A 24,804-nucleotide genomic window follows, 5' to 3' on the forward strand; every position below is an offset into this window, starting at 1 on the left:
CCGCCCGACAGGTTGTCCAGATCCGCAACAGTGCCGCCCGAGACGGTCACATCGCCGCTGTTGTCCACCGACCCGGCCTCGCCGCTGGTCGCCAGTGCGCCGCCGGAGGCCACCGTCACGTCGCCCTGCAAGTCGCCGTCGCCGTCATTGGTCAGCGTGCCGCCGGAGACCGTGGTGGTGCCGGTCACATCACCGCTGTTGGTGAAGCTGCCCGCCGTCTGCGTCAGCGTCCCCACCGTGCCGGCGTTCGAGCCCGTGCCCGCCGTCGACAACGCCGTCACCGCGCCGCCCGACTGCACCGTCACAGTGCCGCCCGCAGCATTGTCCAGATCGGCCACCGTGCCGCCGGACACCGTGACGTCTCCGCCCGACAGGTTGTCCAGATCCGCAACGGTGCCGTCCGAGACGGTCACATCGCCGCTGTTGTCCACCGAGCCGGCCTCGCCGCTGGTCGCAAGCGCCGCGCCCGAGGCCACCGTCACGTCGCCCTGCAAGTCGCCGTCGCCGTCATTGGTCAGCGTGCCGCCCGAGACCGTGGTGGTGCCGGTCACATCGCCGCTGTTGGTGAAGCTGCCCGCCGTCTGCGTCAGCGTCCCCACCGTACCGGCGTTCGACCCCGTGCCCGCCGTCGACAGCGCCGTCACCGCGCCGCCCGACTGCACCGTCACAGTGCCGCCCGCAGCATTGTCCAGATCGGCCACCGTGCCGCCGGACACCGTGACGTCGCCACCCGGCAGGTTGTCCAGATCCGCAACAGTGCCGCCCGAGACGGTCACATCGCCGCTGTTGTCCACCGCCCCCGCCGTGCCGCTGGTCGTCAGCGTGGCGCCCGAGGCCACCGTCACATCACCCGTCAGCGTGCCGGTGTTGGTCGTGGTGCCCGCCTGCACCGCCGTCGTGCCGCTGACCGTGCCCGCGTTGGTAAAGCTGCCAGAGCTTTCCACGTCATCCACGATCACCCCGCCCGAGAGGTTCTCCAGCACCGCATCTGCCGCATTGCTCAGCGTGCCATGGCTGGTCTCGATGGTGCCCGCATTGCGGATCTCGCCATAGGCGTCATTGCTCAGACGCGCCACGTTCAGCACCGACCCCGCCCCCAGCGTGATCTCCGCCGCAGACCCCAGGCTGCCCGCGTTCACAAGCTCCGTGCCGCTGCCCGAGACCGTGTCATCGGCGCCGATCTCGAACAGGCCGCCCGCCACATTGTCAAAACTGTCGCCGCTGCCATTGCCCAGGGTCAGCGTGTCGCTGCCGCCCGCCGCCGTCGAGATGGTGCCGGCGTTGCTCAGCCCGTCGCCGTCATCGTTGGTATCCGCATTCAGCACCCCGGAGCCGGTAAAGCTGATCTCGCCCCCCGCCGCATTGGTGATATCGCCCGCGTCCTGCACCACGCCGCCGTCGCCCACGGTGATCAGCCCGCTGTTGGTCAGCGTGTTGCCGGTGCCGCTCAGGGTCGCGTTGGCCCCCAACGTCAGCTCACCATCCGCCTGGTTGTCGATCGCCGAGGCCGCCAGCGTGCCGCCCGCGCCGATCTCCACCTCGCCCGCATTGGTCAGCGTGCCCACATCCGTCAGGCTCACCCCGGCAGAGACCGTCACCGCGCCGCCGTCGTCCACGGTCACCGCATTGCCATTCGCCACCACATTGCCGCTGATCGTCGCCACCGAGCCCGCCGCCGCCGTCAGGCTGCCGCTCAGATCCGTGTCCAGCGTCAGGTCGCCCTCGTTGGTCACATCGCCCACCAGCGTCACCCCGGCCGTCACCGAGGAACTGCCCGTCAGCGTGATCTCGTCCGCCGTCACCGTCAGACCGCCGCTGCTGCCATCCAGCGTGCCGCTGTTGGTCAGTTCGTGGCCGCCGGTCAGCCCCAGCGCCACCGCCCCGCCCGAGGTGGCAACGATGGTGCCCGCGTTCTGCACATCGCCGTCCACCGTGGTGTCCGATGCCAGCTCCAGCCGCGCGGTGCCATCCGACAGGATCACATCATCGCCAAAGCTGCCGCCGCTGTTGACCACCGTGGCGCCATTGGTGCCGCCGGTGATCGTGGTGCTGCCGCTGATGCTGCCGCTGTTGCTCAGACTGCCGTCCTCGGTCACGCTCACCGCGCCCTGCAGGTCGCCGCTGGCGTCATTGCTCAGCGTGCCGCCCGTGACCGTGGTGGCGCCGGTCACATCACCGCTGTTGGTGAAGCTGCCCGCCGTCTGCGTCAGCGTTCCCACCGTGCCGGCGTTCGATCCCGTGCCGGCATTCGACAGCGCCGTCACCGCGCCGCCCGACTGCACCGTCACATCGCCGCCCGCAGCATTGTCCAGATCCGCCACCGTGCCGCCCGACACCGTGACTGCGCCCCCCGAGAGGTTGTCCAGGTCGGTGACATCACCGCCAGAGACCGTCACTTCACCGCCCGACAGGTTGTCCAGATCCGCAACAGTGCCGCCCGAGACGGTCACATCGCCGCTGTTGTCCACCGACCCGGCCTCGCCGCTGGTCGGGTTCCCGACGTGACATCGGTGGCGCCGGTGTAGGTATTGTTACCGCTCAGGGTCACATCACCGCCCGCCACCGTCAGGCCACCGTTGCCGGAAACGACCCCGTCGACATCGGAGGTGCCACTGGTCAGGCTCAGGCTTCCAGTCGTCACCTCAAGGTCACCGGTCCCGTTGAGGCTCTGGATGGTTTCGCTGCCCCCCAGCACCACGGTGCCGTCATTGTCGAGATCCGTCCCCGCGGCCAGGGCGCCGCCGTCCGTCTCCAACCGGCCGGAGCCGCCGACGGAGACCTCCGTGGAGGCCAGGCTGCCGCTGACGTCGAGCGTCCCGTCCGTCACCGATGTCGACCCGGTGTAGGTATTGTCCGCCTCCAGGGCCACCGTGCCCGGGCCGGAGACCTCCAGCGACAGGGTGCCACTGCCATCCTCCAACACGCCGGAGAAGGTCGCATCGGTGCCGGTGTCGGCGGACACGTCCAGGGTCACGTCGTCGGTGGCGGAAATCTCTGCGGCGGAGGTGAAATTGGCCAGCAGCGTAAAGGCCGCACTGGCGTTGAGCTGCAAGGACAGGCTGTCGGCCAGCACGTCTCCGACCAGATCGCCACTGTAGGACAGGGCCGCCCCGATGCCGTCAAGGATCAACGTCCCACCGGCCAGCTGCGTCGCGGCCTGGATATCCAAGGTGTTGGCCGTGTAGGTGGTGCCGCCCACGCCATCGCTCAGCTGCACCGTGGCATCTGCATCCGCACCGGAGAATTCCACCGCCGCCGCATCACTGTCGGGCACCGTGCCGCTGTCCCAGTTGCCGGCCTCACCCCAGTTGAAGGATCCGCTGTCGTTGGTCCAGACCTGAGAGAAGGACGGACCAGCAGTCAGGCCGGCGTAGATGGCAGTGGTTCCAAGCAGAAGGATGCGCATTAATGAAAATACCAGATGTTACAAATGCTACGTAAAGATGAGTGGCGACGGATCGCCTCTCTAATGGCGAGCAAAAAAGCAAGTTAAGGGCAAATGTCAACAAAGTTGCGGTGAAACTTAATGGTTTCTTTACCCTTGCGCAGCGCCGTCGCCAGTTTAATGAGCCGTGTTCGATGCACCGCCACGCCACGTGGATCGCGCCCGAAGACCAACACTCAGCGCCCAACACACCGCAGCCAACACGCTGCGCAGCGAGGGCGCATCCGTATCGCGCTGCAACCGCTGATTGCCCCCGGGGTCAGCCCCTGCGCCCCATACCGCGTCTCGCATGCCGTGCATGATTCCAATTCGGTTTTCGAAAGGCAGCGCGCAAACTGGCGATGCAGGGCAACCGGAACGCCCAGGCCACGGAAACACCTGCGACATCGCCGCAGCCTCGTGAAAGCGCGCTCAATCACACCGGCCCTGCCCCCGGGGCACCCGCGCCAACTCTTGCGTGTCTTGCCACAACCAGAACATGACTATACACCGGGGCGAGAGATCTATTTGCGTTCCGTTTGTATACCCGTTTTTTCGACTGCCCACCCTATTTCAACATGTCGTCACGACACCCAGTTCTGGATGACCACCCCAAGTGATCCCCGACCCCAACAGCATAACACCGCCCGCCGACACGCGCCTTGCCGAAGACGACCCGGACAAGACCCAGCCGCCGCTGTCGGCGCTGCGCTTTGACACGCCGCAAGAGCTGTTCCAGGGCATGCCGCAACTGGCGCAACTGACGCAGAATCGTCCGCGCCCGGAGGAAGACGGTCTGGCGTTCCTGATGCGCCTGCGGGCCTCCACCACCCCGGAGGATGCGGTGACCTTCTCCGCCTTTGCCGCCAAACCCAAGATGGCGATCTGGTGGGGCTATGAGTGCCTGCGCATGGCGACACAGGAACTGGGGGCGGAGGATCGCCGGATCATGGAACTGGTGGCGACCTGGACCACCTACCCCGACAACGAAAACCGCTTTCGCGCCGCGCGGGCGGCGTTGTTTGCTCCGGTGCGCAGCCCCGCCGTGTTCCTCGGGCTGGCGGTGACCTGGTCGGGCGGGCCGATCGCGCCCAATGACCCGGCCCAGGTTCCCGACCATCGCGCGCCACGGGCGATCAACTCGGCGGTGTTGTCCTGCCTCAGCGGTGCACCGCTCATGGAGCGGCCCATCCATCTGGCGCGTTTCATTGATCTTGCAGCCCCCCTATTTCGATCCTTTTAAACTGCTACACTGTGTTCAGGACCCCCGGGTACGCCCCTTCACATGAATCAAGAACTGCGCCGAAGATGACCCTGACCCTGACCCTGAGACTGGAAAACCTGGAACTGCTGCAAGATGGCAGCCCCGCCTGGCTGACCCTGGACGGGCAGAACGCCAGCGTCGGGCGCAATCGCGCGATGGACTGGGTGCTGCCGGATCCGTCCCGGCATGTGTCGGGGCACCACTTCGACATCAACTACCACAATGGCGCCTACTGGCTCAGCGATGCCTCCACCAATGGAACCTTCCTGCAGGGGCAGAAACACCGCATTCAGGGACCGCTGCAATTGAAAGGTGGCGAGCGGCTGATCGTCGGGCACTATATCATCTCTGTCGAGACCGCGGCAGCCGGCGCGCCGCAGGCTGCGATGGCGCCTGGTCCGCAGACGCCGCAACCCAACTATGACGAGGCTGACCCCTGGGATCTGGGCCTGCACCCGCAGGACCCGGTGAACCCGCTGCCGCAGCCCCCGGCCAATGCGCGGGCCTTTGACGATGTGGCGCAGGAGTTCCTGCAACTGACACCGCAGATCCCACCGCAGCAGCCTGCCCCTCCGCAGGCTGCGCCCTCACCGCAGAGCCCGCCGCCACAGGTGCCGCCAGCAGCCTCTCCGGCGGTGGCGCAGCCGCCGTCCCCGGCGGCGTATCAGGCGCAGCCCCCGGCAACCGACCTGCCTCCGGCGGGACAGCCGCCGATCGCACCTGTGCCGATGCCCTCGCCGGCGTCGCCGCCGCCACCGCAGGCGGCCCCGCTGGACCCGCCTGCCGCCTCCCCCGCGCCGCCGCGCCCCGCGACCCCGGCCGCAGCGCCCGCAGCGGCGCAGTCGGATGTGTTGCGCGCCTTTTGCCAGGGGGCCGGTCTGGATCCCAGCCTTGCCGACTCCACCGATCCCGAACATCTGGCCCATGCGCTGGGTCAGGCGGTCGCGGCGGCCTCGCAGGAAATCATGCGGATGTTGCAGGACCGGGCCAGCGTCAAACAGTTCACCAAGGGCGGTGCCCGCACCATGCGCAACGCCCACGGCAACAACCCGATGAAATTCCTGCCCGACACGCCGCAGGCGCTGGAGGCAATGTTCCTGACCCCGCGCGAGGGCTTCATGGAAGGCCCCGAAAGCTTTGCCACCGCGCTGGCCGACCTGCGTGGCCACCAACAGGCGGTGTTTGCCGCCCTGCAACCGGCCCTCGCCGCGGTTCTGGACGGGTTGTCGCCCGAGGAGATCGAATCATCCGAAGACGGCCGCGCCCTGCTGAGCGGTGCGCGCCGGGGCAAGCTCTGGGATCAGTATGTCGCGCGCTGGGACAAGAAGGCCGCCGAAGCCGACCACGGCATGCTCGATGTGTTTCTCAAGGCCTTTGCACAGGCCTATTCCGAGGCTGCGGGTCAATATGGGAATTTTGACTGAACCCTCACCCTTGACGACAATTCAGAGTTGATTACTTTCAAAAACGATTTTTGCGAGCCGACCCCTTAAGTTGAATAATAAATAGGATTGTTTGATGCGCTCCAGCGCACGCACCGCCCCCCTGTCTGACGATCATCCCTGCGGCCCGGATCTGAACGCCAGCTTCGATCCGGCCTATGAGGAGTATTATTTCGGGGCGCTTGGCCGCTTGCCCGGGTTCTACATGCAACCCGGTATCGAACGTCCGGACAACAAGGGCCGCACCCCGGACCGGCTGTTTGATCCCAAGGACGTGGACCACCGCGCCGAGCGCCGCGAGATCGACGCCCTGCTCGCCCGCAGCCGCGACCTGCGCCTGCTTGTGTTGCAGGCGCAATGGGATGCGCTGGCCGGTCAGCGCGCGGCGCTGCGCGCCACTATCGACGACATGGCAGAGCTGCTGGAACAGCATCCCGACGCGGTGCATCCGACGCTGGCCGAGGGGGTCTCTGATCGGCGCGAGGCGATCAATGACCTCAACCAGACCGTCACCATGGTGCAGCCGCTGATGTTCATGGGGCTGTCGGGCACCACCGAGGTCACCCTGCGCAAGCTGCGCGTGGCCCGGGGCGACAGCGCGCCGCTGCAACATGAGGCCGAGCTGGAACTGAAACCGCTGCTGGATGCGCTCAGCACCCCGGCCAATGGCAAGAAGGTCGAAGAGGCGCTGGCGGATTTCGCCGCCATGTCCGCTGCGGTCCAGCGCATCCAGACCGCCTGTTCCAGCCATCCAGACAAGCCCTTTCAGCCAGCACTCGACCAGGTGCAGAGCGTGCTGGACGACATTGTCGACACGCTGACCACCGCCCGGCCCGATCTGGCGGCAGAGGTCGCCCCGGAGCCGCCAAAGCCCCAGGACCCGGCACCAAAACCGGACCTGCAGGCACCGCCCTCGCTGGCCGCCCCACAGGCGCCCGCCGCCGCCACGACGGCACGCGGCGCGGCCCATGCGATCACGATTCTCAGCCAGCTGCATGCCCGCCGCGTGCTGGAAGCCTGCGAACACTACTACCGCAAGGAAGAGCCGTCATCGGCGGCGCTGCTGCTGGTCACCCAGGCCCGCCTGCTGATCGGCAAACCGCTGATCGAGGCGCTGCGCGCCCTGCTGCCCAGCCAGGCCGAGAGCGCCGTGGTGGATTTCGGCGCGCCCACCGGCTTTCTGCTCGGCGCCGAACGGCTTGCCGAACTCAGCAATGCCCTGCCCGAGGATAGCGGCGCGCCGCCGGCGCTGCCGCAGGATCCCGGCCCCGACCCGAAAATCACCACCGCCCCCCAGGCGGCGCAGGCGCTGCAGGCGGTCGAAGCCTATTTCAGACAGACCGAACGCTCCAGCCCGGTGCCGGTGCTGTTGCAGCGCGCGCAAAGCTACCTCGATAAGGACTTTCAATCTCTGATTGAGGAACTTATACCTCAGCAGAATACAGCTTAAGATAGAGCTTTCACATCAGTTCATTCGGGGTGCACCCGATTTCGCCCCCGGGGCATCAACAACCGACAGGCCCATTTTGAGCCGCACGCAACCGGAGTAGCATTCATGGCCTCAGATTCAGGTTCCAGCTTCATCAAACGCAACCGCCCGCCGCGGGTGCAGATCCAGTACGAGGATCCCTTCGACAGCGAACAGATGGTCGAACTCCCCTTTGTCATGGGGGTGATGTCGGATCTGTCCGGCAACAATCCCGGCGTTGAAAAGGAGCCGGTCGAAGAGCGCAGCTTTGCCGATGTCACCAAGGACACGATGGATGACTACATGGCCGCGATCCAACCGGGCATGACGTTCATGGCCGAAAACCGGCTTGGCGGCGGCGACGGCAAGGAGCGCCTCGGCGTCGATCTGAAATTCGAAAGCATGGGTGACCTGGAACCGGCGGCGATCGCCCGGCAGGTTCCGGCGCTGAAAAAGCTGCTGGAGGCACGCGAACAGCTGGCCAACCTGCAACGCTACATGGCGTCAAAGCCCAAGGCGCAGGATCACCTCAGAAAACTGCTGGATGACCCGGAGCTGATGGCAGCGCTGGCGGAACGTGCAGCGCAGGACGAAACCGACGGCGAGGACGCCTGAGCGCCACTTTGACCTTGGACGGGGACAGGGAAGACACATGGACAACGAAGCACAGGTACAGGGTGGCGAAGCCGCCGCAGAACTGGACGAACTGTCGGAATTCTCCGACATCCTGAAACAGACCATCAAACCGCGCAGCGACATCGCCGCGCAAGAGGTGGACAATGCCGTGGTGGCACTGGTGCGCGAGGCGCTGGACGATCAGTCCGTGGTCTCCGAGGACGTGATCGACACCGTGGATGCGATGCTGGCCAAGCTGGACAAGAAACTGTCCGACCAGATGAATGCCATCCTGCACAACGAGGAATTCCAGCGCTTCGAAGCCAGCTGGCGCGGCCTTGCCTATACGCTCAACAACGCCGAAACCGACGCCACGCTGCGGGTCAAGGTGCTGAACGTCTCCAAGCAGGAGCTTCAGGGCATGATGCGCCGGTTCCCCGGGGCCAAATGGGACAAGTCGCCGCTGTTCAACATCGTCTACGAACAGAACCTCGGCACGCTCGGCGGCAAGCCCTTCGGCTGCCTCGTCGGGGATTACCATTTCGACCACTCCTCGCCGGATGTGAACCTGCTGAATTCCATCGGCAAGATCTCCGAAGCGGCGCTGGCGCCCTTCATTTCCGGCGCCTCGCCCAACCTGCTGGGGCTCGACGACTGGAACGAGATCGCCACCCCGCCGGACCTGTCGGAGATTTTTGAGACGCCGGAATATGCGCAGTGGAACAGCCTGCGCGACAGCGAGAATTCCCGTTTTGTCGCCCTGACCCTGCCCCGCGTGCTGTCGCGTGAGCCCTACAGCCAGAACTCCAATTCGGTGGTTGAGGAATTCAACTTCGAAGAGGAAACCGACGGCCACGCCGGCCAGCAATATGCCTGGATGAACTCCGCCCATGCGATGGCGGCAAACATCAACCGCGCGTTCAAGGAACACGGCTGGACCGTCCGCATCCGCGGCGTCACCTCCGGTGGCGAGGTGGCAAACCTGCCGACCCATGTGTTCGACACCGGCGATGGCGCCAAGGATCTGAAGTGCCCGACCGAAGTGTCGATCACCGACCGTCGCGAAGGCGAGCTGAGCAAGGCGGGCCTGATCGGTCTGATCCACCGCCAGCACACCGACAAGGCCGCCTTTATCGGTGCCCAGAGCCTCTATCGGCCCAAGACCTACGTCGATGACCAGGCCACCGCGTCGGACAACATGTCCTCGCGCATCCCCTATATCTTCGCGGTCTCGCGCTTCAGCCACTATCTGAAGGCCATGGTGCGCGACAAGATCGGCCAGAGCCCGGATGTGTCGCAGCTGCAGCGCGACCTTCAGGCCTGGGTCAACAAATACGTCGCTGGCAACCCCGAAAGCGCCAGCGAGATCGAGAAGGCCAAGAAGCCCCTGGCCGGCGCCAGGGTCGAAGTTGTCGAGGACGAACTGAACCCCGGCTACTACCAGGGCAAGTTCTTCCTCAAACCGCATTTCCAGATGGAAGGCATGGATATCGGCATGAGCCTCGTGTCGAAACTTCCCGCTGGAAAGTAATTCGTTTCCTCACGGGAAGCGGAGTGTAACGCCTTAAGGAGTTATTTCATGGCGATTGATTGTTTTTTGAAACTTGACAACGGCATCGTTGGCGAATGCCAGGATGACAAACACAAAGACTGGATCGACATCCTGTCCTGGGGCTGGTCGATGTCCCAATCCGGCACCACCCACATGGGCGGCGGCGGCGGCGGCGGCAAGGTCGACGTCCAGGACATCCAGGTCACCAAATACGTCGACAAAGCGACGCATGACCTGATCAAGCGCTGCTGCTCGGGCGAGCACATCAAGTCCGGTCAGCTGGTGGTGCGCAAATCCGGCGGCACCGCCCCGGTCGATTACCTGAAAATCGACTTCGAAGACGTGATGATCACCAACTACCAGACCGGTGGCAGCAAGGATGGCCTGGACCGCGTCCAGGAAACCCTGACCCTGAACTTCCGCCGCTTCCAGGTGACCTACACCTTCCAGGAGCAGTCCGGTGCCGCTGGCCCCGAGAGCCTGGCGGGCTGGGAAATCGCCGAGAACAAGGAATGGGGCAAGTAAGCCCACCGGGTTCCGGTCTACACATCTCCGGGAGGGCCACATTATGGCCCTCCCTCCCCGGCGCCACGGCCCGCCCCTGTCGAAACGGCCGTGATTTCACATGACTTTCCAGTTCCGGTGCAGAAGGTGCAGACATGCGGCGCGGCGAAGCGGAGAACTCTGATGCCGGCGATCAGCCCTGGCAGACCGGTCGCAAGGCCAAGACCTCCATCCTACAGGTGTTCCGGGCCTCTCATCATGACCGCGATTCCCACCACCGCCGCGAAATGTCCGATGACGGCACCACCCGGCTGACCTCGGCGCGCAAACAGCGTCGGTTCGGAGTGTCCGAGCACCAGCTGCGCCAGCACCTCGAAGCGGACCTGGCCGCCCTGCTGAATACCATCCACCTCGAAGCCGCCTGCGCGCTGGACGAGACCCCGCATGTGGCCGGGTCGATCCTGAACTACGGGTTCCGCGACCTCAGCGGGCTGGGCAAGGTGGCGCTGAACACCCCCGCCGTGGTCGACACCCTGCGCCAGTCGCTGATCCGCTTCGAGCCCCGGCTGATTGCCGAAACCCTCGATGTGCAGATCCGCGACACCGGCAGCGGCAAGACCCACCACCTCGCGATTTTTGTCACCGCCGAGCTGCTGGGCGATCCGGTGGATGTGCCGCTTGATTTCGATGCCGAGATCGACCTCGGCGCGGGCAAGATGTCGCTGTCGAACCTGCGGGTGAACGCATGAGGCGGGCTCTTCGCGAGGCGTATAACCAGGAGCTGGGCCTGCTGAAGGAACGCGCGGCAGAGTTTGCCGGCGAATACCCGGGCCTTGCCGATCGGCTGGGCGGGCTGCTGGAGGAGAACATGGACCCGGCTGTTGCCGGTCTCCTCGAAGGCTCCGCCTTCCTCTCCGCCCAGGTCAAGGTCAAGATGTCGGAGGAATACCAGACCTTTACCCGCGAATTGCTGGAGCAGGTCTTTCCCGACGCGCTGGCCCCGACGCCCAGTGTCATGCTGGTGCGCGCCCATGCCCCCGCCGACAGCCCCGAGATCGAAAACGGCCTGTCCTTCGGCGCCGGGGAATACATGGATGCGCGTTTCCTCGACGCCCAGCAAAGGGTCTCCTGCCGCTTTGCCCTGGCCGCGCCGCTGACGGTCTGGCCGCTCGCAGTCACCCGTGCGGCCTACCATGCCAGCGCCGGCCCGATCGGCGCGCTGGGGCAGGAAATCGCCACCGGCACCAAGGCCGGTCTGGTGACCGAAATCACCCTGATGGACGCCGACGACAAACCCAGCACCACCGCCGGGCTGAACAGCCTGGCGATGGATGCGCTGACCCTGCATTTCACCGCCCCGATGGACGAGGCTGCCGCGCTCTATGAACAGGTGTTCTGCGACTGCACCCGGGTGTCGCTGCGCTGGCTCAATGCGCAGGGCGATCCGGTCTTTGCCCGCCTTGCGCCCCACCAGCTGCACCGCATCGGGTTCGACGCCGAGGAACAGCTGTTCCCGCATCAGACCCGGCTCTTCGACGGCTTTGCCCGGCTGCGCGAATTCTTCGTGTTCCCGCGCAAGTTCCTCGGGATGCGGCTGACCGGCCTTGGGGACATCCTGCCACATGTGCGCAGCAACACCGTGCAGCTGGTGTTCGAATTCTCCAGCGCCCGCCAGCGCCTGGCCACCAGCCTCGACCCGCAGGACCTGGCCCTGAACGCCGCCCCCGCCGTCAACCTGTTCGAGGAAATGTCCAGCCATCTGCATCTGGACCGCAAGCGCCACGAATACACCATCACGCCCAATTCCTCGCCGATCACCCATTACGAGGTGCACCACGTGACCGAGGTCTGGGCCCATTACACCGAACGGCAGAGCAAATCCGAGGTGCACCCGCTCTATGCGCTGCCCCCCGAGGGCCGCAGCCCGCGCCAGACGCTCTATTACACCACCCGGCGCAAACCGCGCCGCCGGACGCTGGCCGAACAGCGCAACGGCATTCCCCGCAACCTCTACCGCGGCACCGAGACCCTCATCAGCCTCTACGAGCCCCCCGGCCAGGAGACCGCCAACCGGTTGCAGGTCAAGCTCTTGTGCTCCAACCGCCATCTGCCGGAATACCTGCCGATCGCCGACAGCGCCGAGAGCTTTCATCTCTGCGAGGATCAGACCGTGGCGCTGAAGTGCCTCGCCGGGCCGACGCCACCGCGCGACAGCCTCGCGGATCGCGAGACCACCGCCAATCACCGCACCACGGCGGGGGACACCTATTGGCGGCTGCTGTCCTATCTGTCGCTCGGCACCACCGGCCTGCAAAGCGCCGACGGCGGCATGTCCGCCGCCTCCCTGCGGGAGATGCTGTCGCTGTTTGCCGATCTTTCCGACAGTGTCAGCGAGGCGCAGATCAGCGGCGTGCGCGGGCTCGACTGCACCCCGGTGACCCGCACCATCGCCGCCCCCGACGGCTATCACACCGCACGCGGGCTGCTGGTGCGGGTGACGTTTGACGAAACCGAATTCGAAAGCACCGGCATCCTGCCGCTGGGGGCGGTGCTGGATCATTTCTTTGCCGAATATGCGGCGGTCAACAGCTTCACCCAGACGGTGATCCACAGCCTGCAACGGGGCGAGATCACCCGCTTTGCGCCGCGGTCAGGTTCGGGACCGCTGCTATGACCGGTGATGCCCTCCCCCTGCCCGCCGCGCCGCGCGCCAGCGACACGCTGGACCGCCGCGCGCAAGAGGAACAGGCGGCCAGCGGCGTCGGCCTGTTCACGCTCCTGCGTGAGCTGGAACGCCGCGCCGGGCACAAGCCCGCGATCGGCCAGAACAAGCGGCTGCGCGATGCGATCGTGCATCTGGGCCAGGATCCGGCGCTGGCTTTTCCCACCCGTGACGTGGCCCGCGTTGACCTCAGCCAGAGCACGGCCCGGCTGCGGGCGCAGTTCATGGGGCTGTTTGGCGCCTTTGGCGCGCTGCCGCTGAACTGGACCGAAGAGGTCGAGTCGTGGTTTGCCGCCGGGGACGAGAGCTTTGTCGCCTTCTGCGACATCTTCACCGCGCGGTTTCAGGAACTGTTCTTTCGCGCTTGGTCCGACGCCCGCGCCATCAGCCAGTTCGACCACGCCGACAGCGATCGCTTTCAGGCCTATATCCTGTCCCTCCTTGGCTGCGGCACGCCTGCCGCCCGCGCCGGGTCCCGCCCCGCCGACATGACCCGCCTGCACCTGGCCCCGCTGGCCGCCGGCCGGGTCAAGAGCCCGGTGCGTCTGCGCCAGATGCTGGAGTTGCATTTCCAGGGCCGCGCCCGGTTCTCGATCGAGGAACATGTGCCCAGCTGGCTGGCGCTGGAGCCCGACGCCCTCTGCCTGCTTGGTGCGCAGGGCTGCACCCTGGGCGAAAACGCCGTGCTTGGCGGCCATGTGCAATCGCTCAGCGCCAAGATCCGCATTCATGTGATGCTGCGGGAACTGTCCCAGTACCAGCGCTTCCTGCCCGGTGGCGCCGATCATGCGGCCCTGCAGGACATCGTGTTCTGGTATCTGGGCCAGACCTTCGACATCGAAACCGCCCTCTGGCTGCCGCGCCCGCAGATCTCCACCGCCGTGCTGGGCGAGAGCACGCAGGTCGGCTGGCTCGCCTGTATCGGCCCCGTTGCCGCGACCGACGCCCCCGCCGGGGCCAGCGCCCTGCCGACCCACGGCGATCACCTGCAAGTCAGCCGCTACCCGCTGCTGCCGGACCCGTTTGACACCCCCGAATTGAAGACCACCGCGGCCTGACGGCCCTGCGGACCTATTGAGGCCCTGACTTTATGACCGAAATCAGCATTGAAAAATACGCCGGCAAGATGAACCGCGCGGGCTATGACGCCTTCCTCCACGGCATGCGCGAGGCCCGCGGCGCCCGCAACCGCTACGTCGATCTCTGCCACTGGCTGTTTCATTCGGTCTCCAACCAGAATGCCGACATCTCCGTCACTTTGCGCCAGCTGAACCTCGATCGCGGTCGGGTGCTCAAGGACCTGTCGGGCGCGATGGACCGTCTCGACAAAAATGTGACGGAAACACCGGGCATCAGCGATCATCTGGCCGATGCGCTGAACCACGCCTGGACCTATGCGACGCTGTTTTTTGGCGAGGCGCAGATCCGCACCGGCCACGTTCTGACCGCGCTGCTCAACGACCCCTCCCTGCGTCGGCAATTGCTGCGCTACTCCGCTGTGTTTGAACAGATTTCCGCCGAACAACTGGGTCAGGACAGCCGCAGCCTCTGGGCGGGCAGCGAAGAGGACACGATGCGCCCGATGGATGGCGCCAACCTCTCGACAGCCGAGGGCAGCGGCGCAACCGCCGAGGGCAAGGGCGGCGCCACCGCGCTTGGCCGCTTTGCCAAGGACATGACCGCCGCAGCGGGCGAGATGGACCCGATCAAGGGCCGCAACGACGAGATCCGCCAGCTCATCGACGTGCTGCTGCGCCGACGCCAGAACAACCCGATCCTGACGGGTGAGGCCGGTGTCGGCAAAACCGCCGTGGTCGAGGGCTTTGCCCAGTTGCTCGCCGCCGGGGATGTGCCGCCCAAACTCAAGGGCACGCGCCTGTTTGAGCTGGACATCCAGTCAATGCAGGCTGGTGCCTCGATCAAGGGTGAGTTCGAACAGCGCCTGAAATCGGTCATCGACGAGGTCCAATCCTCACCCGAACCGATCATCCTCTTTATCGACGAGGCCCATACGCTGATCGGTGCGGGTGGTCAGGCCGGCACCGGGGACGCCGCCAACCTGTTGAAACCGGCGCTGGCCCGCGGCACCCTGCGCACCATCGCCGCGACCACCTGGAGCGAGTATCGCCAGCACATCGAGAAAGACCCGGCCCTGACCCGGCGGTTCCAGCCGGTGAATGTGGATGAACCCTCAATCGAAGTCTGCTGTGACATGCTGCGCGGTATCCTTGGCCCGATGCAGGACCACCACAAGGTGCGGATTTCGGACGCCGCCATCGTCAGTGCGGTCACGCTCTCGCACCGCTACATCCCGGCCCGGCAACTGCCGGACAAGGCGGTCTCGCTTCTGGATACCGCCTGCGCCCGGGTGGCGCTCAGCCAGTCCGCCCTGCCCGCCCGCATCACCGCCACCCGCGCCCGGATCGACGCGCTGGAGGCCGAGCTTGCCGGCAAGACAGAGGCCCGCGATCTGGGCGAGAGCCACGACGACCGCATCGCCGAGATCAAGACCGAGATCACTGAACTGACGGACCGGCTGGCCGCGCTTGATACCGGCTACGCCCGCGAAAAGGAGATCGTCGATCAGGTGCTCGACCTGCGCCAGCGCCTCAAAGCACAGACCTCTGAAACGCCCGGCGCACAGGACGCGGCCCGCAGCGAGACCGAAGACGCCGGGCCACCGGAGGTGGACGCCCCGGACGCAACAGCCTCTGACGCGACGCCCGACATCGACCCGGATGCCTTGCGCCGCGAGATGCAGGCGCAAATGACCGCGCTAGAGGAGACCAACCCGGACGACCGCATGGTCTTTGCCCATGTGGACGAACAGGCCGTCGCCGCCGTGATCTCGGACTGGACCGGCATCCCTGCGGGTCGGATGATGCAGGATGAACTCGACGCGGTGCTGAACCTCTCCGACGATCTGCGCGCCCGCGTCATCGGTCAGGATCACGGCCTCAAATCCATCGCCAAACGCATCGAGATCAGCCGCGCGGGCCTTGGCAACCCCAACAAGCCCATCGGCGTCTTCATGCTCTGCGGCCCCTCCGGTGTCGGTAAGACCGAAACCGCGCTGGCGCTGGCAGAGGCACTTTATGGGGGCGAGCAGAACGTCATCACCATCAATATGAGCGAATTCCAGGAGGCCCATACCGTCTCGCTCCTGAAAGGCGCGCCTCCGGGCTATGTCGGCTATGGCGAAGGCGGACGCCTGACCGAGGCCGTGCGCCGCAAACCCTACTCCGTGGTCCTGCTCGACGAGATCGAAAAAGCGCACCCGGATGTGCATGAGATCTTCTTCCAGGTCTTTGACAAAGGCGTCATGGAAGACGGCAATGGCCGCATGATCGACTTCAAGAACACGTTGATCCTGCTTACCTCGAATGTGGGCACCGAGGTCATCATGGACCGTGTCGGCCCCGACGGCAGCGCCGCAGAGCTTGATCTGGAGGACCTCGACGTGGCGCTGAAACCCAGCCTGCTGGAGGTCTTCCCCCCCGCCTTGCTGGGCCGCATCGTCACCATTCCCTACCTGCCGCTCAGCCCGGACGTCCTCGGCGGGATTGCCCGTCTGAAACTCTCGGCAGTGGAAAAACGCCTCAGGGGCGCGCATGGCACCGAACTGGTCTATGGCGACGATGTGATCGAGCATATCACCAGCCTCTGCCGCGACCCCGACAGCGGCGGGCGGATGATCGACAATATCATCTCCAATTCCATCCTGCCGGAGCTGAGCCGCAAGCTGCTGAAGACCCTCAGCACCGGAGGCGAGATCCACCGCGTCACGGTGACGGCCGATGCGGATGGCTTCCACTATGCCCTGAGCTGATTTTTCACCCCTTTATACCTTCACCTGTACCTTCACCCTTTTTCAGATTTGCGAGAGTTCCCATGCCCGAAACACTTGAAACCGGCAGCTGCACCATCCGCACCGACCGCCGCAACATCACCCTCGATGAAACGCTGCTCTATGTGGTCGAGATCAACAACGAGATGGCCGAGGCCAGCGGCATCGACCTGGTGACCGCCGCCACCGCTGGGATCGATGCGGCGGGCGCGGCCAAGCTGGTGCGCACCCTCGGGCTCAGCGGGCGGGCCTATATCAAACACGTCAACGGCAAGGATTACGTCATCATCAAGGGCTATCCCGGCCAGCGCGCGGTGCTGCGCGGCACCCGCTATCTGGCCAGCAACCCCAAGGTGGCAAAGCTGGTCCTCGGCGCCAAGAGCCTGGGCCAGGGCGCGGCGCGAATGACCGGCATCGCGGTGGTGGCCTTTGCGGCGCTGCGCGTGGTCGAACATGTGCTGTCGGACAATGATCCGCGCCTGACGCAGCTTCTGGGCACCATCGCCGCCGATGTGGGCAAATTCGCCGTGGCCGCCGGTGCGGGCTTCCTCGCCGGGGCTGCGGTCGGGGCGCTCACCACCATCGCCGCCGGGCCGGTGGTGGCCGCGATCATCGTCGGCATCGGCGTGTCGATCCTCCTGGATCGGGTGGATCGCAAATTCGGCCTCACCGAAACCCTGGTCCGGGCGATCGAGGACACGGTCGATTCATTTGAAAACCCGCTGCGGGTGCTGGCGCGGCAGATCCGCGCCTGGGAGGAGCATCTGGTCAATCAGGCCCTCGGCCACATCGGGCCGCGCTGATGCCACGGGGGCTGGCGCTGGCGGTGCTCGCGGGCTTTGCCCTCTTTGGCCTGGCGATGGCAGGTTGGGGCGTCTGGGACATTGCCAGCGCCCGCTCCGCCCTGCGCGACTGCGCGGCGGTGGTGATCTTTGACACCAGCGCCCTGTGGTTTCTCGCTCTGGCAGTGCTGCCGCTATTCCCGGCCCTGGCCCGGCTGCCGGAGCGTCACCACAGCGCCCTTCTGGCTGGCATTGTCGCGCTGGCGCTGTTGCTGCCTGCTGCGGGCTATCTGGTGCTGTCGCAACAGGCGACGACCACGGGCCGCGACTTCACCCCGCCCCTGCGCCTGTTTTCGTTGCAGGAACTCACCGCCCCGCCTGTGGCCGGTTGCACCGATCAGGGCTAAGGCTGGCGTCGGGCCGCTGAGGGAGCGCAGGGCCGACTACAACGCGGCAAGCATCGCATCCACCTTTGCCATATAGGTGCGGATCTCTGGCGGCACCGGCGCGGTCCGCTGCCGGCCCTTGTGGCGCATCTTGCGATCCGCCCAGGCCAGCAGATCCGCGATCCGCTTGCCGGTCAGGAACGGGTTGGCGCTGACCACTTGCGCCCCCAGCACCTCTTCGACGCTCTGCTCCGGATCGCTCGCCAGCGCCCGATGCGCGCCCTCCGCGCCGAGGAAATGCGCCAGATACAGCCGCCCCGCGGTGACCTGGTGACCCCGCGCGCGCAGATAGGCTTCGCCCTCCTGGGCCAGCCGCTCCACCATCTCCCGGCTCAGCCGCGGATCGAGCCGCAGCGCCAGCAGCTCCTCGCGCGACATCTCCGCCACCAGATCGGGGCGATAGCTCTGCATCATCCGCATCCAGGTGCTGGCGATGAACTGCCCCGCCCCGGTTGCCGAGGACAGCGGGTTCTGCGCATCGGCACGCCCGCCGCTTTCCACCTGGATGATCCGGTCGACCAGCGCCGCCACGGCGGTGCTGCCAAACCGCGCCGGATCGGTGGGGCGCCCGTCCACCCACAGCTCGAAATGCAGATGCGGCCCGGTGGAGCGCCCGGTGGAGCCGACAAAGCCGATCTGGTCGCCCGCCGCCACCTGCATCCCCGGTGCCATACCATCCGCCAATCGCTGCAGATGGGCGTAGCGCGTTTCCAGCCCGTCGCCGTGGTCGATGGCGACAAGGGTGCCATAGCTGCCGCTGTCTCCGGCGAGGCGGATCTTTCCGGCACGCGCGGCATAGACCGGGGTGCCCTCCGGCGCCGCCCAGTCAACACCATTATGCGGCAGCATCTTGTTGCGGATCGGGTGCATCCGCATGCTGAAACCGCTGGTCTTGACCCCGGTCACCGGGATCACCAACCCGGCCCCCAGCCGCACACCTCCCGCCGCCGCCGACGTGCCCGCGGCCCCGTCGTAGCAGCCAAAGCCGCCGTCCGGTCCCGGCAGCGGGATCACGTAGCAGCGCATCTGCCCGGCGGGCCCTTCGATGCCGACATAGAGGATCTGCCCGGCGCGCCCGCCCGCCCCGGCGCCACCGCCCGGCGCCAGCAGCACCACCGCCTGATCGTCGCGCTCGGCCAGGCGCTCCAGGTCGAACTGGCGTGACATCATCACGATCAACTCCCCCGCCACGCCGGTCGCCACCCCGTTGCGCAGGGCGGTGGAATAGAGCGCATCCATCAGGCGCACGCTGCGCCCGGCGGGCTCGGGACTGGCGGCGCGGGCCGAGCGGCCGAGCAGATCCTGCTCCGCCCAGGGGTCGGCGGCGCGGGCGAACCGTCCCGGCCCGGTCTGCGCCAGGCTGGCAAGGTAGCGCTCGGGCCCGTAGAGCGACATCTGCAACAACTGGCGCTGCGCTGCCGCCTCGGGGCGGGAGCGCCAGCGCAGCGCCACCACGCTGCCCGCGGGCAGCGCCGCCTCCGGTGCCCCGACCTCGCGGACGGCGGCCGCCGCCACCCGCGCCGCCTGCCCCGCCGCAAAGCCACTGTCGACCAGCACCTCCTGCAAGGGTTGTTCGGCGTTGAGCACGATGATCTTTTCTTCGGCAAGCGGCGCGCGGCGGTCGGCGCGGCGGGCAAGGGCGACGCTGCTGTCGCGCGCCTGCGACAGGCCGCCACGGCCCTGAGCGGCGGCGCTTGTGGCTTGATCCAGCGCCCGGCGCCGCTGGGCCTGAAACAGCGCAAAATCGTCGCGCCCGGACGGCAGTTGCAGCACCAGGTTGCGCCCCGGCGCCAGCAGGCTGTCCTGCACCACCGTCACCTGTGCCTCCTGCCCGGCTGCGGCCCGCCCGGGCAGGCCACCGGCGGGCAGCGGCACCTGGCGCACCCCGCGCGCCGCGCCCGCCTCCAGATGCAGCAGCATCGGCGCCCGACGCAGGTTCAGCATCGCCCGGCTGCGGGTCTCGGTTGCCGACGGATCCGGAACCTCGGTCGGCACCATCGCCAGCTCTCCCGCACCGCGTGCGTCCTGCCGCCCCCAGAGCCACACTCCAACCGTGGCCAGCGCCGCCAGGGCAACGCCTGCCCCCAGCCCCCGCAGCAGCAGGCGGCGCCGCCGTCGCTTGCGGGCCTGCGCGGTCGAGCGTTGAAACGCCGGATCAATGGTAAAATTCACCCGACGTCCCCTCTAGCGGAACACCCCACCCAGGGCGGCCCCCGGGGCAATCTGCGTCTGTGCCGGCGTATTGGCGGGCGCCGATGTGCCAGAGGATGCCGCCGGCTGCCGCGTCGCTGTGGGCGTACTGCTGCGCGGCCGCGCCGCCGCCACCGGGGCTGCACAGGTGACATCCGCCCGGCTGACAATATCCCGGAACAGCGGGATCTCGGCCGCCAGAGACAGCACCGGGCTGCCGACCTCGGCATAGTAGCGCCGCACCGCTCCCTGCGACCCCGGCCCCCAGGCGCCGTCGATCCGGCTGGTGTAGCAGCCCATGCGCGCCAGCTCCTGCTGCAAGGCCTGCACCAACACCGGCCCCGGCGGATCAAAAGCCCCCGCCTCCAGCAGCGAGGCATAAAGCTCCGGATCAGCCCCCCGCAGCTGGTTGCGCGCGGTCACGTCATCATAGCTGATCTCGCTGCCCGACAGATCCACGGTGTCCAGCGCCGCGGCGAAATTCGCGTCACCTTCTTCGATCAGCCCGACAATGATCGAGGGCTCGGGCAGGCCGTCGGCCTGTGGCACCGCCGCCAGCTGCGACGGGTTCACCGGAGAGAAGATCACCACCGGCGTTCCGTCAGCACTGCCCCCCTGCGCCGGAGCCGTAGCAGACGAGGAGGCCGGCGCCCGCACCGGTGTCAGTGCCGCTGTAGCCGCCCCCGCCCCGCCATTCGGAGCGGGCTGGATGGCGACGCTGGCCGGAGCGCTGACAGGCGTACCGACCGGAGTGATCCGAACCACATCGGTGATTGTCACCTGCTCGCGCGGACGCGCCGGTGCAGGATCAGCAACCGCCGACACCGGCGCCTCCGCCGCTGGCGTCGCCGAGGATGCAGGTGCGCTCGACAGATCGCTCAGCTCCTCAAGCTGCCCCCGGCGCAGGAACGGACGCAGGCTCTGATCCGGGGCCTGAGCACTGGCCGCCGCCGCCTTCAGCACATCGCTCAGGCGCTGCCCGGTGGGCGGACAGGCCGCCCCGGTCGCGGCACTGCTGGCAAGCACCAGCGTCACCTCCGCCGCCACCTCCAGATCCGGCAATGCGGTGGCCGCGCCCGCACCGGCGCAGTTTTCCACCAGCACCAGCACTTCACGCAAGCCCGCTGCCGCCAGCGGTGCCATCCGCGGGGTCAGGGGCACCGCCGCACCGTCGATCCGGGGCGCGGTTCCGGACATCGGCCCGGCAAAATAGATCACCAGCCGCTGCTGTCCCCGTATTTCCGTCAGCGCCGCCTCGACCGCATCCAGCCGGGCATTGCGCAACAGCACCGGCGTCGCCTGCGTCCAGCCCCGCAGGGCCTCGGCGGCATAATAGGCATCGGCAAAGGCCCGGCCCGCGCCGTCACCGGTATCGCCGACCACCAGCGCCGACCAGTCCTGGGCGGTCACGGAACCGGCACAGAGACAGGCCGCCAGCGCGCCACGCAAACAGGCGCCACGGCCAAACAGCCAAGAAATCCAGCGGGGAGCAAACGTCAAAATCAGCCTCGACGGTGAATACAGAAGAACAGCGGGCGCAATGCCGCAACCATACCGTGCACGCGCACCAGAAGCGACCGGAACCTCACCTCAATCACGCGCAGAACGCAGAAAAAATGACCAACTGTCAGATTGCTGCGTGTCCACCTCGTGAAACCGCGCGTCCAGGAACCCCCGGGTCAGGCAATCCCCCTCGCCGCGAATGCTGAACCGGCCCTGATCCACGCACATCGGAGTCGCCCCGTCCAGCAGCGCCCGGCCAAACACGTCCTTGGCAAACACATAGACAAATCGCGAGGTCAACCTCTGGCTGATGACCTCGGCACATTGGTTGGGGCCCACCACCCACCAGCCGGCGCTTTCAAAGCCGCCATCCTCGTATGAGGCGATCGCCACGTTGGCCACGTCCAGCGTCTGGTTGCAGAAGGTAAACGCCGCCCGCGCCGCGGTGCCAGTGCCCAGCAGGATTACGCCGACACCGCAGGCCATCAGTGCCATAGGATTGAAAATCTTCAGCATTCCTTCACCATCAGACCTCAAGATAATCGCGGCGGCCAGTCCCGGACGTGAGATTATGGCAACATGTGCCGCCCGCCGCAGACTGTTCGTTTCGCAATGGGCTGGCAATCCGGAAAATGAGGTCTACATTTCCGCCATGGTTCGTTTGATTGCAATCACCGCTGGTATCGCCGCGCTCTCTGTCTCTGCCGGGCTTGTCCTGTCCTATGGGCACGGAATGATGTCCGGTCAGAGCCGTCTCAGCACGTTGCAGACGCTTCCGGCTGCCCCGTCCGAGCCAGCAGGGATCGCGACACAGGCCTTGGTCGAGCCCGCCGCCCTGCCGCAGCCTACCGCTCGGATGACCGCCGCCCCAGCCTCATCCCCGGCCCGCTCCTCTGCCCCTGAGGCGACCGGCGTGACACCGCGCGCCACCCTGCCGGAACAGCCCGCAGCGGAGCCGCAGCCCCTGACAAAGCCGCGCGCGCCGCTCTACCGTCAGGCCGCGCTGTCCGGCCAGCAGGAGTCCACCCGGCCACAACGGCTGCGCCCGGTGATCGATCTTGATGCGCAGGCGGCACCGCTGCTTGCGTCTCCGGGGTCCGCTGATCCGGCGCCCTCTTGGTCGACCTCGCCGCGGCCAAAGGCCCGCCCGTCGGGCATTGTGGTTGCCGAGGCGGATCCGCTGCTGCCGGTCGCCCCGCAACGGGTGGAGCTGGCGTCGGACCACAGCCCGGCCCTGGTGTCGCTGCCGCCTCAACTGGCGCGTCGCCCGGCCGAGACCCCCAGCCCCAGTTTCTTCATCGGCGTTTTCCGGTGATTCGCCCCTGACGGGCATCAATTTCCGAAATTTCCCGGTTGACCTGTAGGCGGTATTGTCGCCCAAATGGCCGCGATTTCACGAACAGACTCGTTGAGGGCAATATGGGCATTCTTTCCGCGGCCAGGGCCACCCTGCTGGCCACCGCATTTATCGCATCGCACACAACCACCGTCGCCGCGCAGGAGGCCACCGAGGCCGCTGACGCGTTTCAGCTCGACCTGAATTCGGTGACCGAGACCGGCAACGGCAGCTGCCGGCTGACCTATGTGGCGACCAACCAATCCACCACCGCGCTGGAACGCGCCTCCTACCAGATCGCGCTGTTTGACGGTGAGGGCGTGGTGACACGGCTTCTGGTGCTGGAATTCGGCGCGCTGACCGAGGGCAAGACCAAGATCCTGCAATTCGATCTGGCCGAGACCGGCTGCGGCTCGATCTCGCGCATCGTGGTCAATGATTCCCCCGCCTGCGTCACCAGTGACGGCACCGCCAGCGATCTCTGCATGGCCGGGCTGGTGGCCAGCTCCCGCACCCCGATCCAGTTCGGTATCTGAACCGTTCCCTTTGTTTCCTGAATGCCCGGCCGCCTCCAGTGGCCGCGCCATGGAGTAGCTTCATGACCCAGTTCCGGGCTGATATGTTCGACCCGCTGACGCTGACCGTCTTTGCCGCCCTGGCGGTGATGTCGGTCACCGTGGTGTCCGTCTTCTTCTTCAAACTGCTGCAATTCTCGCGTCTGGGTGTAGGGCGGCGGCATCTGGCCGAGCAGATCATCAACACCTGGCTGTCCGGTCAGGCCGAAACGGCGATGCAGCAGGCAGCCGCCCGGCAATCGGTGCTGTCGCGCATCCTGCATGCGGTCTTTACCGGGTTGCGGGCGCGGCCCGGCGAAACCGCCTATGCCGAGGAGCTGGGCCGCCAGACCGCCATTGCCGAACTGTCGACGCTGTCTGATCGCATGCGGCTTCTGGAGATTGCGGTGCATGCAGCGCCGATGATGGGTCTTTTGGGCACGGTGATCGGCATGATCGACGCCTTCTCCGTCCTGGCGCAATCCCAGGCCGCCGCCGATCCGGCCGCTCTGGCCGGCGGGATCTGGACCGCGCTGACCACCACCGCCGCCGGTCTGGCCGTGGCGCTGGTGGCCTTCTTCCTGACCAGCTGGCTGGATTCCCGCATCGAGCGCGAGCGCAACCTGATCGAGGTGCTGATCTCCGCCGCCATCCACGGCCGGGTCGATCAATCCGCGCGCGTACAGGGCTGACCCGACATGCATCTGAACCGGCTCGACCTTCCCGTCCGCAAGCGTCGGGTCAGTTTCACCCTGACCTCGCTCGCGGATGTGATGTTTCAGCTGCTGGTCTTCTTCATGCTGTCCTCCAGCCTGACCCCCTATGCGCTGCTGCCGCTGCAACACACCGATCCGGTGTCGGACCAGCGCGTCGGCACCGGGGCGGGGGCGGCTGATCCGGTTGCGGCGCAGCCCGGAGGGGCGACCTCCGCGCCGCTGTGGAACCTGGATGCGGATGCGCTGAACATCCAGGGCCAGAGGTTCGACTTCTCCGCCCTGCCCGATCTCGCCGCCGCCCTCGGCAGCGATGGCGGCCCCGCCTCGGTGATCCTGATCGTGCGGGCCTCGGCCCGGGTGCAGGATGTGGCCACGGTTCTGGCGCATCTCCAGGCTGCCGATGTCACCGCTGTGCAGATCAGCGCAGGGGGGCTGTGAC

General features: G+C 66.7%; 21 protein-coding genes. 16 read left to right on the forward strand and 5 right to left on the reverse strand.

The genetic code is table 11. The features are described from left to right. The coding region (locus MHM88_RS21900) for a beta strand repeat-containing protein (protein ID WP_370687529.1) at positions 1–2,468 on the reverse strand (2,468 nt) is incomplete at its 3' end. Next, positions 2,447–3,406, reverse strand: coding sequence for an autotransporter-associated beta strand repeat-containing protein (locus tag MHM88_RS21905; protein WP_239369000.1), 960 nt, complete (start codon positions 3,404–3,406; stop codon positions 2,447–2,449). The genes MHM88_RS21900 and MHM88_RS21905, both read right to left, overlap by 22 nt. Positions 3,407–4,040: 634 nt before the next feature. Here MHM88_RS21905 and MHM88_RS21910 point away from each other — a divergent pair. From MHM88_RS21910 to MHM88_RS21965, 12 genes are all read left to right on the forward strand, one after another. Continuing rightward, positions 4,041–4,667, forward strand: a complete 627-nt coding sequence (locus MHM88_RS21910; RefSeq protein ID WP_239369002.1) for a hypothetical protein — start codon at positions 4,041–4,043, stop codon at positions 4,665–4,667. Positions 4,668–4,732: 65 nt separating this feature from the next. Beyond that, positions 4,733–6,112 (forward strand): type VI secretion system-associated FHA domain protein TagH, encoded by a 1,380-nt coding sequence (gene tagH, locus MHM88_RS21915; RefSeq protein WP_239369004.1) that lies wholly within the window; start codon positions 4,733–4,735, stop codon positions 6,110–6,112. Positions 6,113–6,206: 94 nt separating this feature from the next. Then, positions 6,207–7,580: an ImpA family type VI secretion system protein gene (locus tag MHM88_RS21920; RefSeq protein WP_239369006.1), complete on the forward strand. Its 1,374-nt coding sequence runs from the start codon at positions 6,207–6,209 to the stop codon at positions 7,578–7,580. A gap of 105 nt (positions 7,581–7,685) precedes the next feature. After that, positions 7,686–8,213: a type VI secretion system contractile sheath small subunit gene (gene tssB / locus MHM88_RS21925; RefSeq protein ID WP_239323501.1), complete on the forward strand. Its 528-nt coding sequence runs from the start codon at positions 7,686–7,688 to the stop codon at positions 8,211–8,213. A 37-nt stretch (positions 8,214–8,250) separates the two neighbouring features. Beyond that, positions 8,251–9,744, forward strand: coding sequence for a type VI secretion system contractile sheath large subunit (tssC, locus tag MHM88_RS21930; protein WP_239369008.1), 1,494 nt, complete (start codon positions 8,251–8,253; stop codon positions 9,742–9,744). A gap of 48 nt (positions 9,745–9,792) precedes the next feature. Beyond that, complete coding sequence (locus tag MHM88_RS21935; RefSeq protein ID WP_009178194.1) at positions 9,793–10,290, forward strand: type VI secretion system tube protein Hcp; 498 nt, start codon at positions 9,793–9,795, stop codon at positions 10,288–10,290. A 134-nt stretch (positions 10,291–10,424) separates the two neighbouring features. Beyond that, positions 10,425–11,018, forward strand: coding sequence for a type VI secretion system baseplate subunit TssE (gene tssE / locus MHM88_RS21940; protein WP_239323491.1), 594 nt, complete (start codon positions 10,425–10,427; stop codon positions 11,016–11,018). Next, positions 11,015–12,943 (forward strand): type VI secretion system baseplate subunit TssF, encoded by a 1,929-nt coding sequence (tssF, locus tag MHM88_RS21945; protein ID WP_239369010.1) that lies wholly within the window; start codon positions 11,015–11,017, stop codon positions 12,941–12,943. Before tssE ends, tssF begins: the two co-directional genes overlap by 4 nt. Continuing rightward, on the forward strand, positions 12,940–14,049 hold the full coding sequence (tssG, locus tag MHM88_RS21950; RefSeq protein WP_239369012.1) for a type VI secretion system baseplate subunit TssG: 1,110 nt from the start codon (positions 12,940–12,942) through the stop codon (positions 14,047–14,049). Before tssF ends, tssG begins: the two co-directional genes overlap by 4 nt. A gap of 32 nt (positions 14,050–14,081) precedes the next feature. Further along, positions 14,082–16,820: a type VI secretion system ATPase TssH gene (gene tssH, locus MHM88_RS21955; RefSeq protein ID WP_239369014.1), complete on the forward strand. Its 2,739-nt coding sequence runs from the start codon at positions 14,082–14,084 to the stop codon at positions 16,818–16,820. Positions 16,821–16,882: 62 nt separating this feature from the next. Beyond that, complete coding sequence (locus tag MHM88_RS21960; protein ID WP_239369016.1) at positions 16,883–17,641, forward strand: hypothetical protein; 759 nt, start codon at positions 16,883–16,885, stop codon at positions 17,639–17,641. Further along, positions 17,641–18,027 carry a hypothetical protein gene (locus tag MHM88_RS21965; RefSeq protein WP_239369018.1) on the forward strand — a complete coding sequence of 129 codons (387 nt, stop codon included), beginning with the start codon at positions 17,641–17,643 and terminating at the stop codon, positions 18,025–18,027. Before MHM88_RS21960 ends, MHM88_RS21965 begins: the two co-directional genes overlap by 1 nt. A 36-nt stretch (positions 18,028–18,063) precedes the next feature. Here the strand turns inward: MHM88_RS21965 and MHM88_RS23245 are convergent, their stop codons facing one another. The 3 genes from MHM88_RS23245 to MHM88_RS21980 form a co-directional block, all read right to left on the reverse strand. Further along, positions 18,064–20,238 carry a M23 family metallopeptidase gene (locus MHM88_RS23245; protein ID WP_239369020.1) on the reverse strand — a complete coding sequence of 725 codons (2,175 nt, stop codon included), beginning with the start codon at positions 20,236–20,238 and terminating at the stop codon, positions 18,064–18,066. Between the two features lie 12 nt (positions 20,239–20,250). Continuing rightward, positions 20,251–21,756: a peptidoglycan-binding protein gene (locus MHM88_RS21975; RefSeq protein WP_239369022.1), complete on the reverse strand. Its 1,506-nt coding sequence runs from the start codon at positions 21,754–21,756 to the stop codon at positions 20,251–20,253. A gap of 90 nt (positions 21,757–21,846) precedes the next feature. Then, positions 21,847–22,275, reverse strand: a complete 429-nt coding sequence (locus MHM88_RS21980; protein WP_239369024.1) for a DUF1036 domain-containing protein — start codon at positions 22,273–22,275, stop codon at positions 21,847–21,849. Positions 22,276–22,411: 136 nt separating this feature from the next. Here MHM88_RS21980 and MHM88_RS21985 point away from each other — a divergent pair, with 136 nt between their 5' ends. The 4 genes from MHM88_RS21985 to MHM88_RS22000 all read left to right on the forward strand — a co-directional run bounded on the left by MHM88_RS21985 (position 22,412) and on the right by MHM88_RS22000 (position 24,803). Then, complete coding sequence (locus MHM88_RS21985; RefSeq protein ID WP_239369026.1) at positions 22,412–23,074, forward strand: hypothetical protein; 663 nt, start codon at positions 22,412–22,414, stop codon at positions 23,072–23,074. Positions 23,075–23,178: 104 nt separating this feature from the next. Then, positions 23,179–23,631, forward strand: a complete 453-nt coding sequence (locus MHM88_RS21990; protein ID WP_239323481.1) for a hypothetical protein — start codon at positions 23,179–23,181, stop codon at positions 23,629–23,631. Between the two features lie 62 nt (positions 23,632–23,693). Continuing rightward, complete coding sequence (locus MHM88_RS21995; RefSeq protein WP_239323480.1) at positions 23,694–24,341, forward strand: MotA/TolQ/ExbB proton channel family protein; 648 nt, start codon at positions 23,694–23,696, stop codon at positions 24,339–24,341. A gap of 6 nt (positions 24,342–24,347) precedes the next feature. Beyond that, positions 24,348–24,803, forward strand: coding sequence for a biopolymer transporter ExbD (locus MHM88_RS22000; RefSeq protein ID WP_239323479.1), 456 nt, complete (start codon positions 24,348–24,350; stop codon positions 24,801–24,803). Position 24,804 lies beyond the last annotated feature (1 nt).

Source organism: Epibacterium sp. MM17-32 (assembly GCF_022348205.1).
Lineage (GTDB): Bacteria > Pseudomonadota > Alphaproteobacteria > Rhodobacterales > Rhodobacteraceae > Epibacterium.

Coding starts and splice junctions, on each gene's coding strand:
- MHM88_RS21905 (WP_239369000.1), bottom strand. CDS start 3,406: ATGCGCATCCTTCTGCTTGGAACCACTGCCATCTACGCCGGCCTGACT.
- tagH (WP_239369004.1), top strand. CDS start 4,733: ATGACCCTGACCCTGACCCTGAGACTGGAAAACCTGGAACTGCTGCAA.
- MHM88_RS21920 (WP_239369006.1), top strand. CDS start 6,207: ATGCGCTCCAGCGCACGCACCGCCCCCCTGTCTGACGATCATCCCTGC.
- tssB (WP_239323501.1), top strand. CDS start 7,686: ATGGCCTCAGATTCAGGTTCCAGCTTCATCAAACGCAACCGCCCGCCG.
- tssC (WP_239369008.1), top strand. CDS start 8,251: ATGGACAACGAAGCACAGGTACAGGGTGGCGAAGCCGCCGCAGAACTG.
- MHM88_RS21935 (WP_009178194.1), top strand. CDS start 9,793: ATGGCGATTGATTGTTTTTTGAAACTTGACAACGGCATCGTTGGCGAA.
- tssE (WP_239323491.1), top strand. CDS start 10,425: ATGCGGCGCGGCGAAGCGGAGAACTCTGATGCCGGCGATCAGCCCTGG.
- tssF (WP_239369010.1), top strand. CDS start 11,015: ATGAGGCGGGCTCTTCGCGAGGCGTATAACCAGGAGCTGGGCCTGCTG.
- tssG (WP_239369012.1), top strand. CDS start 12,940: ATGACCGGTGATGCCCTCCCCCTGCCCGCCGCGCCGCGCGCCAGCGAC.
- tssH (WP_239369014.1), top strand. CDS start 14,082: ATGACCGAAATCAGCATTGAAAAATACGCCGGCAAGATGAACCGCGCG.
- MHM88_RS21960 (WP_239369016.1), top strand. CDS start 16,883: ATGCCCGAAACACTTGAAACCGGCAGCTGCACCATCCGCACCGACCGC.
- MHM88_RS21965 (WP_239369018.1), top strand. CDS start 17,641: ATGCCACGGGGGCTGGCGCTGGCGGTGCTCGCGGGCTTTGCCCTCTTT.
- MHM88_RS21980 (WP_239369024.1), bottom strand. CDS start 22,275: ATGCTGAAGATTTTCAATCCTATGGCACTGATGGCCTGCGGTGTCGGC.
- MHM88_RS21985 (WP_239369026.1), top strand. CDS start 22,412: ATGGTTCGTTTGATTGCAATCACCGCTGGTATCGCCGCGCTCTCTGTC.
- MHM88_RS21990 (WP_239323481.1), top strand. CDS start 23,179: ATGGGCATTCTTTCCGCGGCCAGGGCCACCCTGCTGGCCACCGCATTT.
- MHM88_RS21995 (WP_239323480.1), top strand. CDS start 23,694: ATGACCCAGTTCCGGGCTGATATGTTCGACCCGCTGACGCTGACCGTC.
- MHM88_RS22000 (WP_239323479.1), top strand. CDS start 24,348: ATGCATCTGAACCGGCTCGACCTTCCCGTCCGCAAGCGTCGGGTCAGT.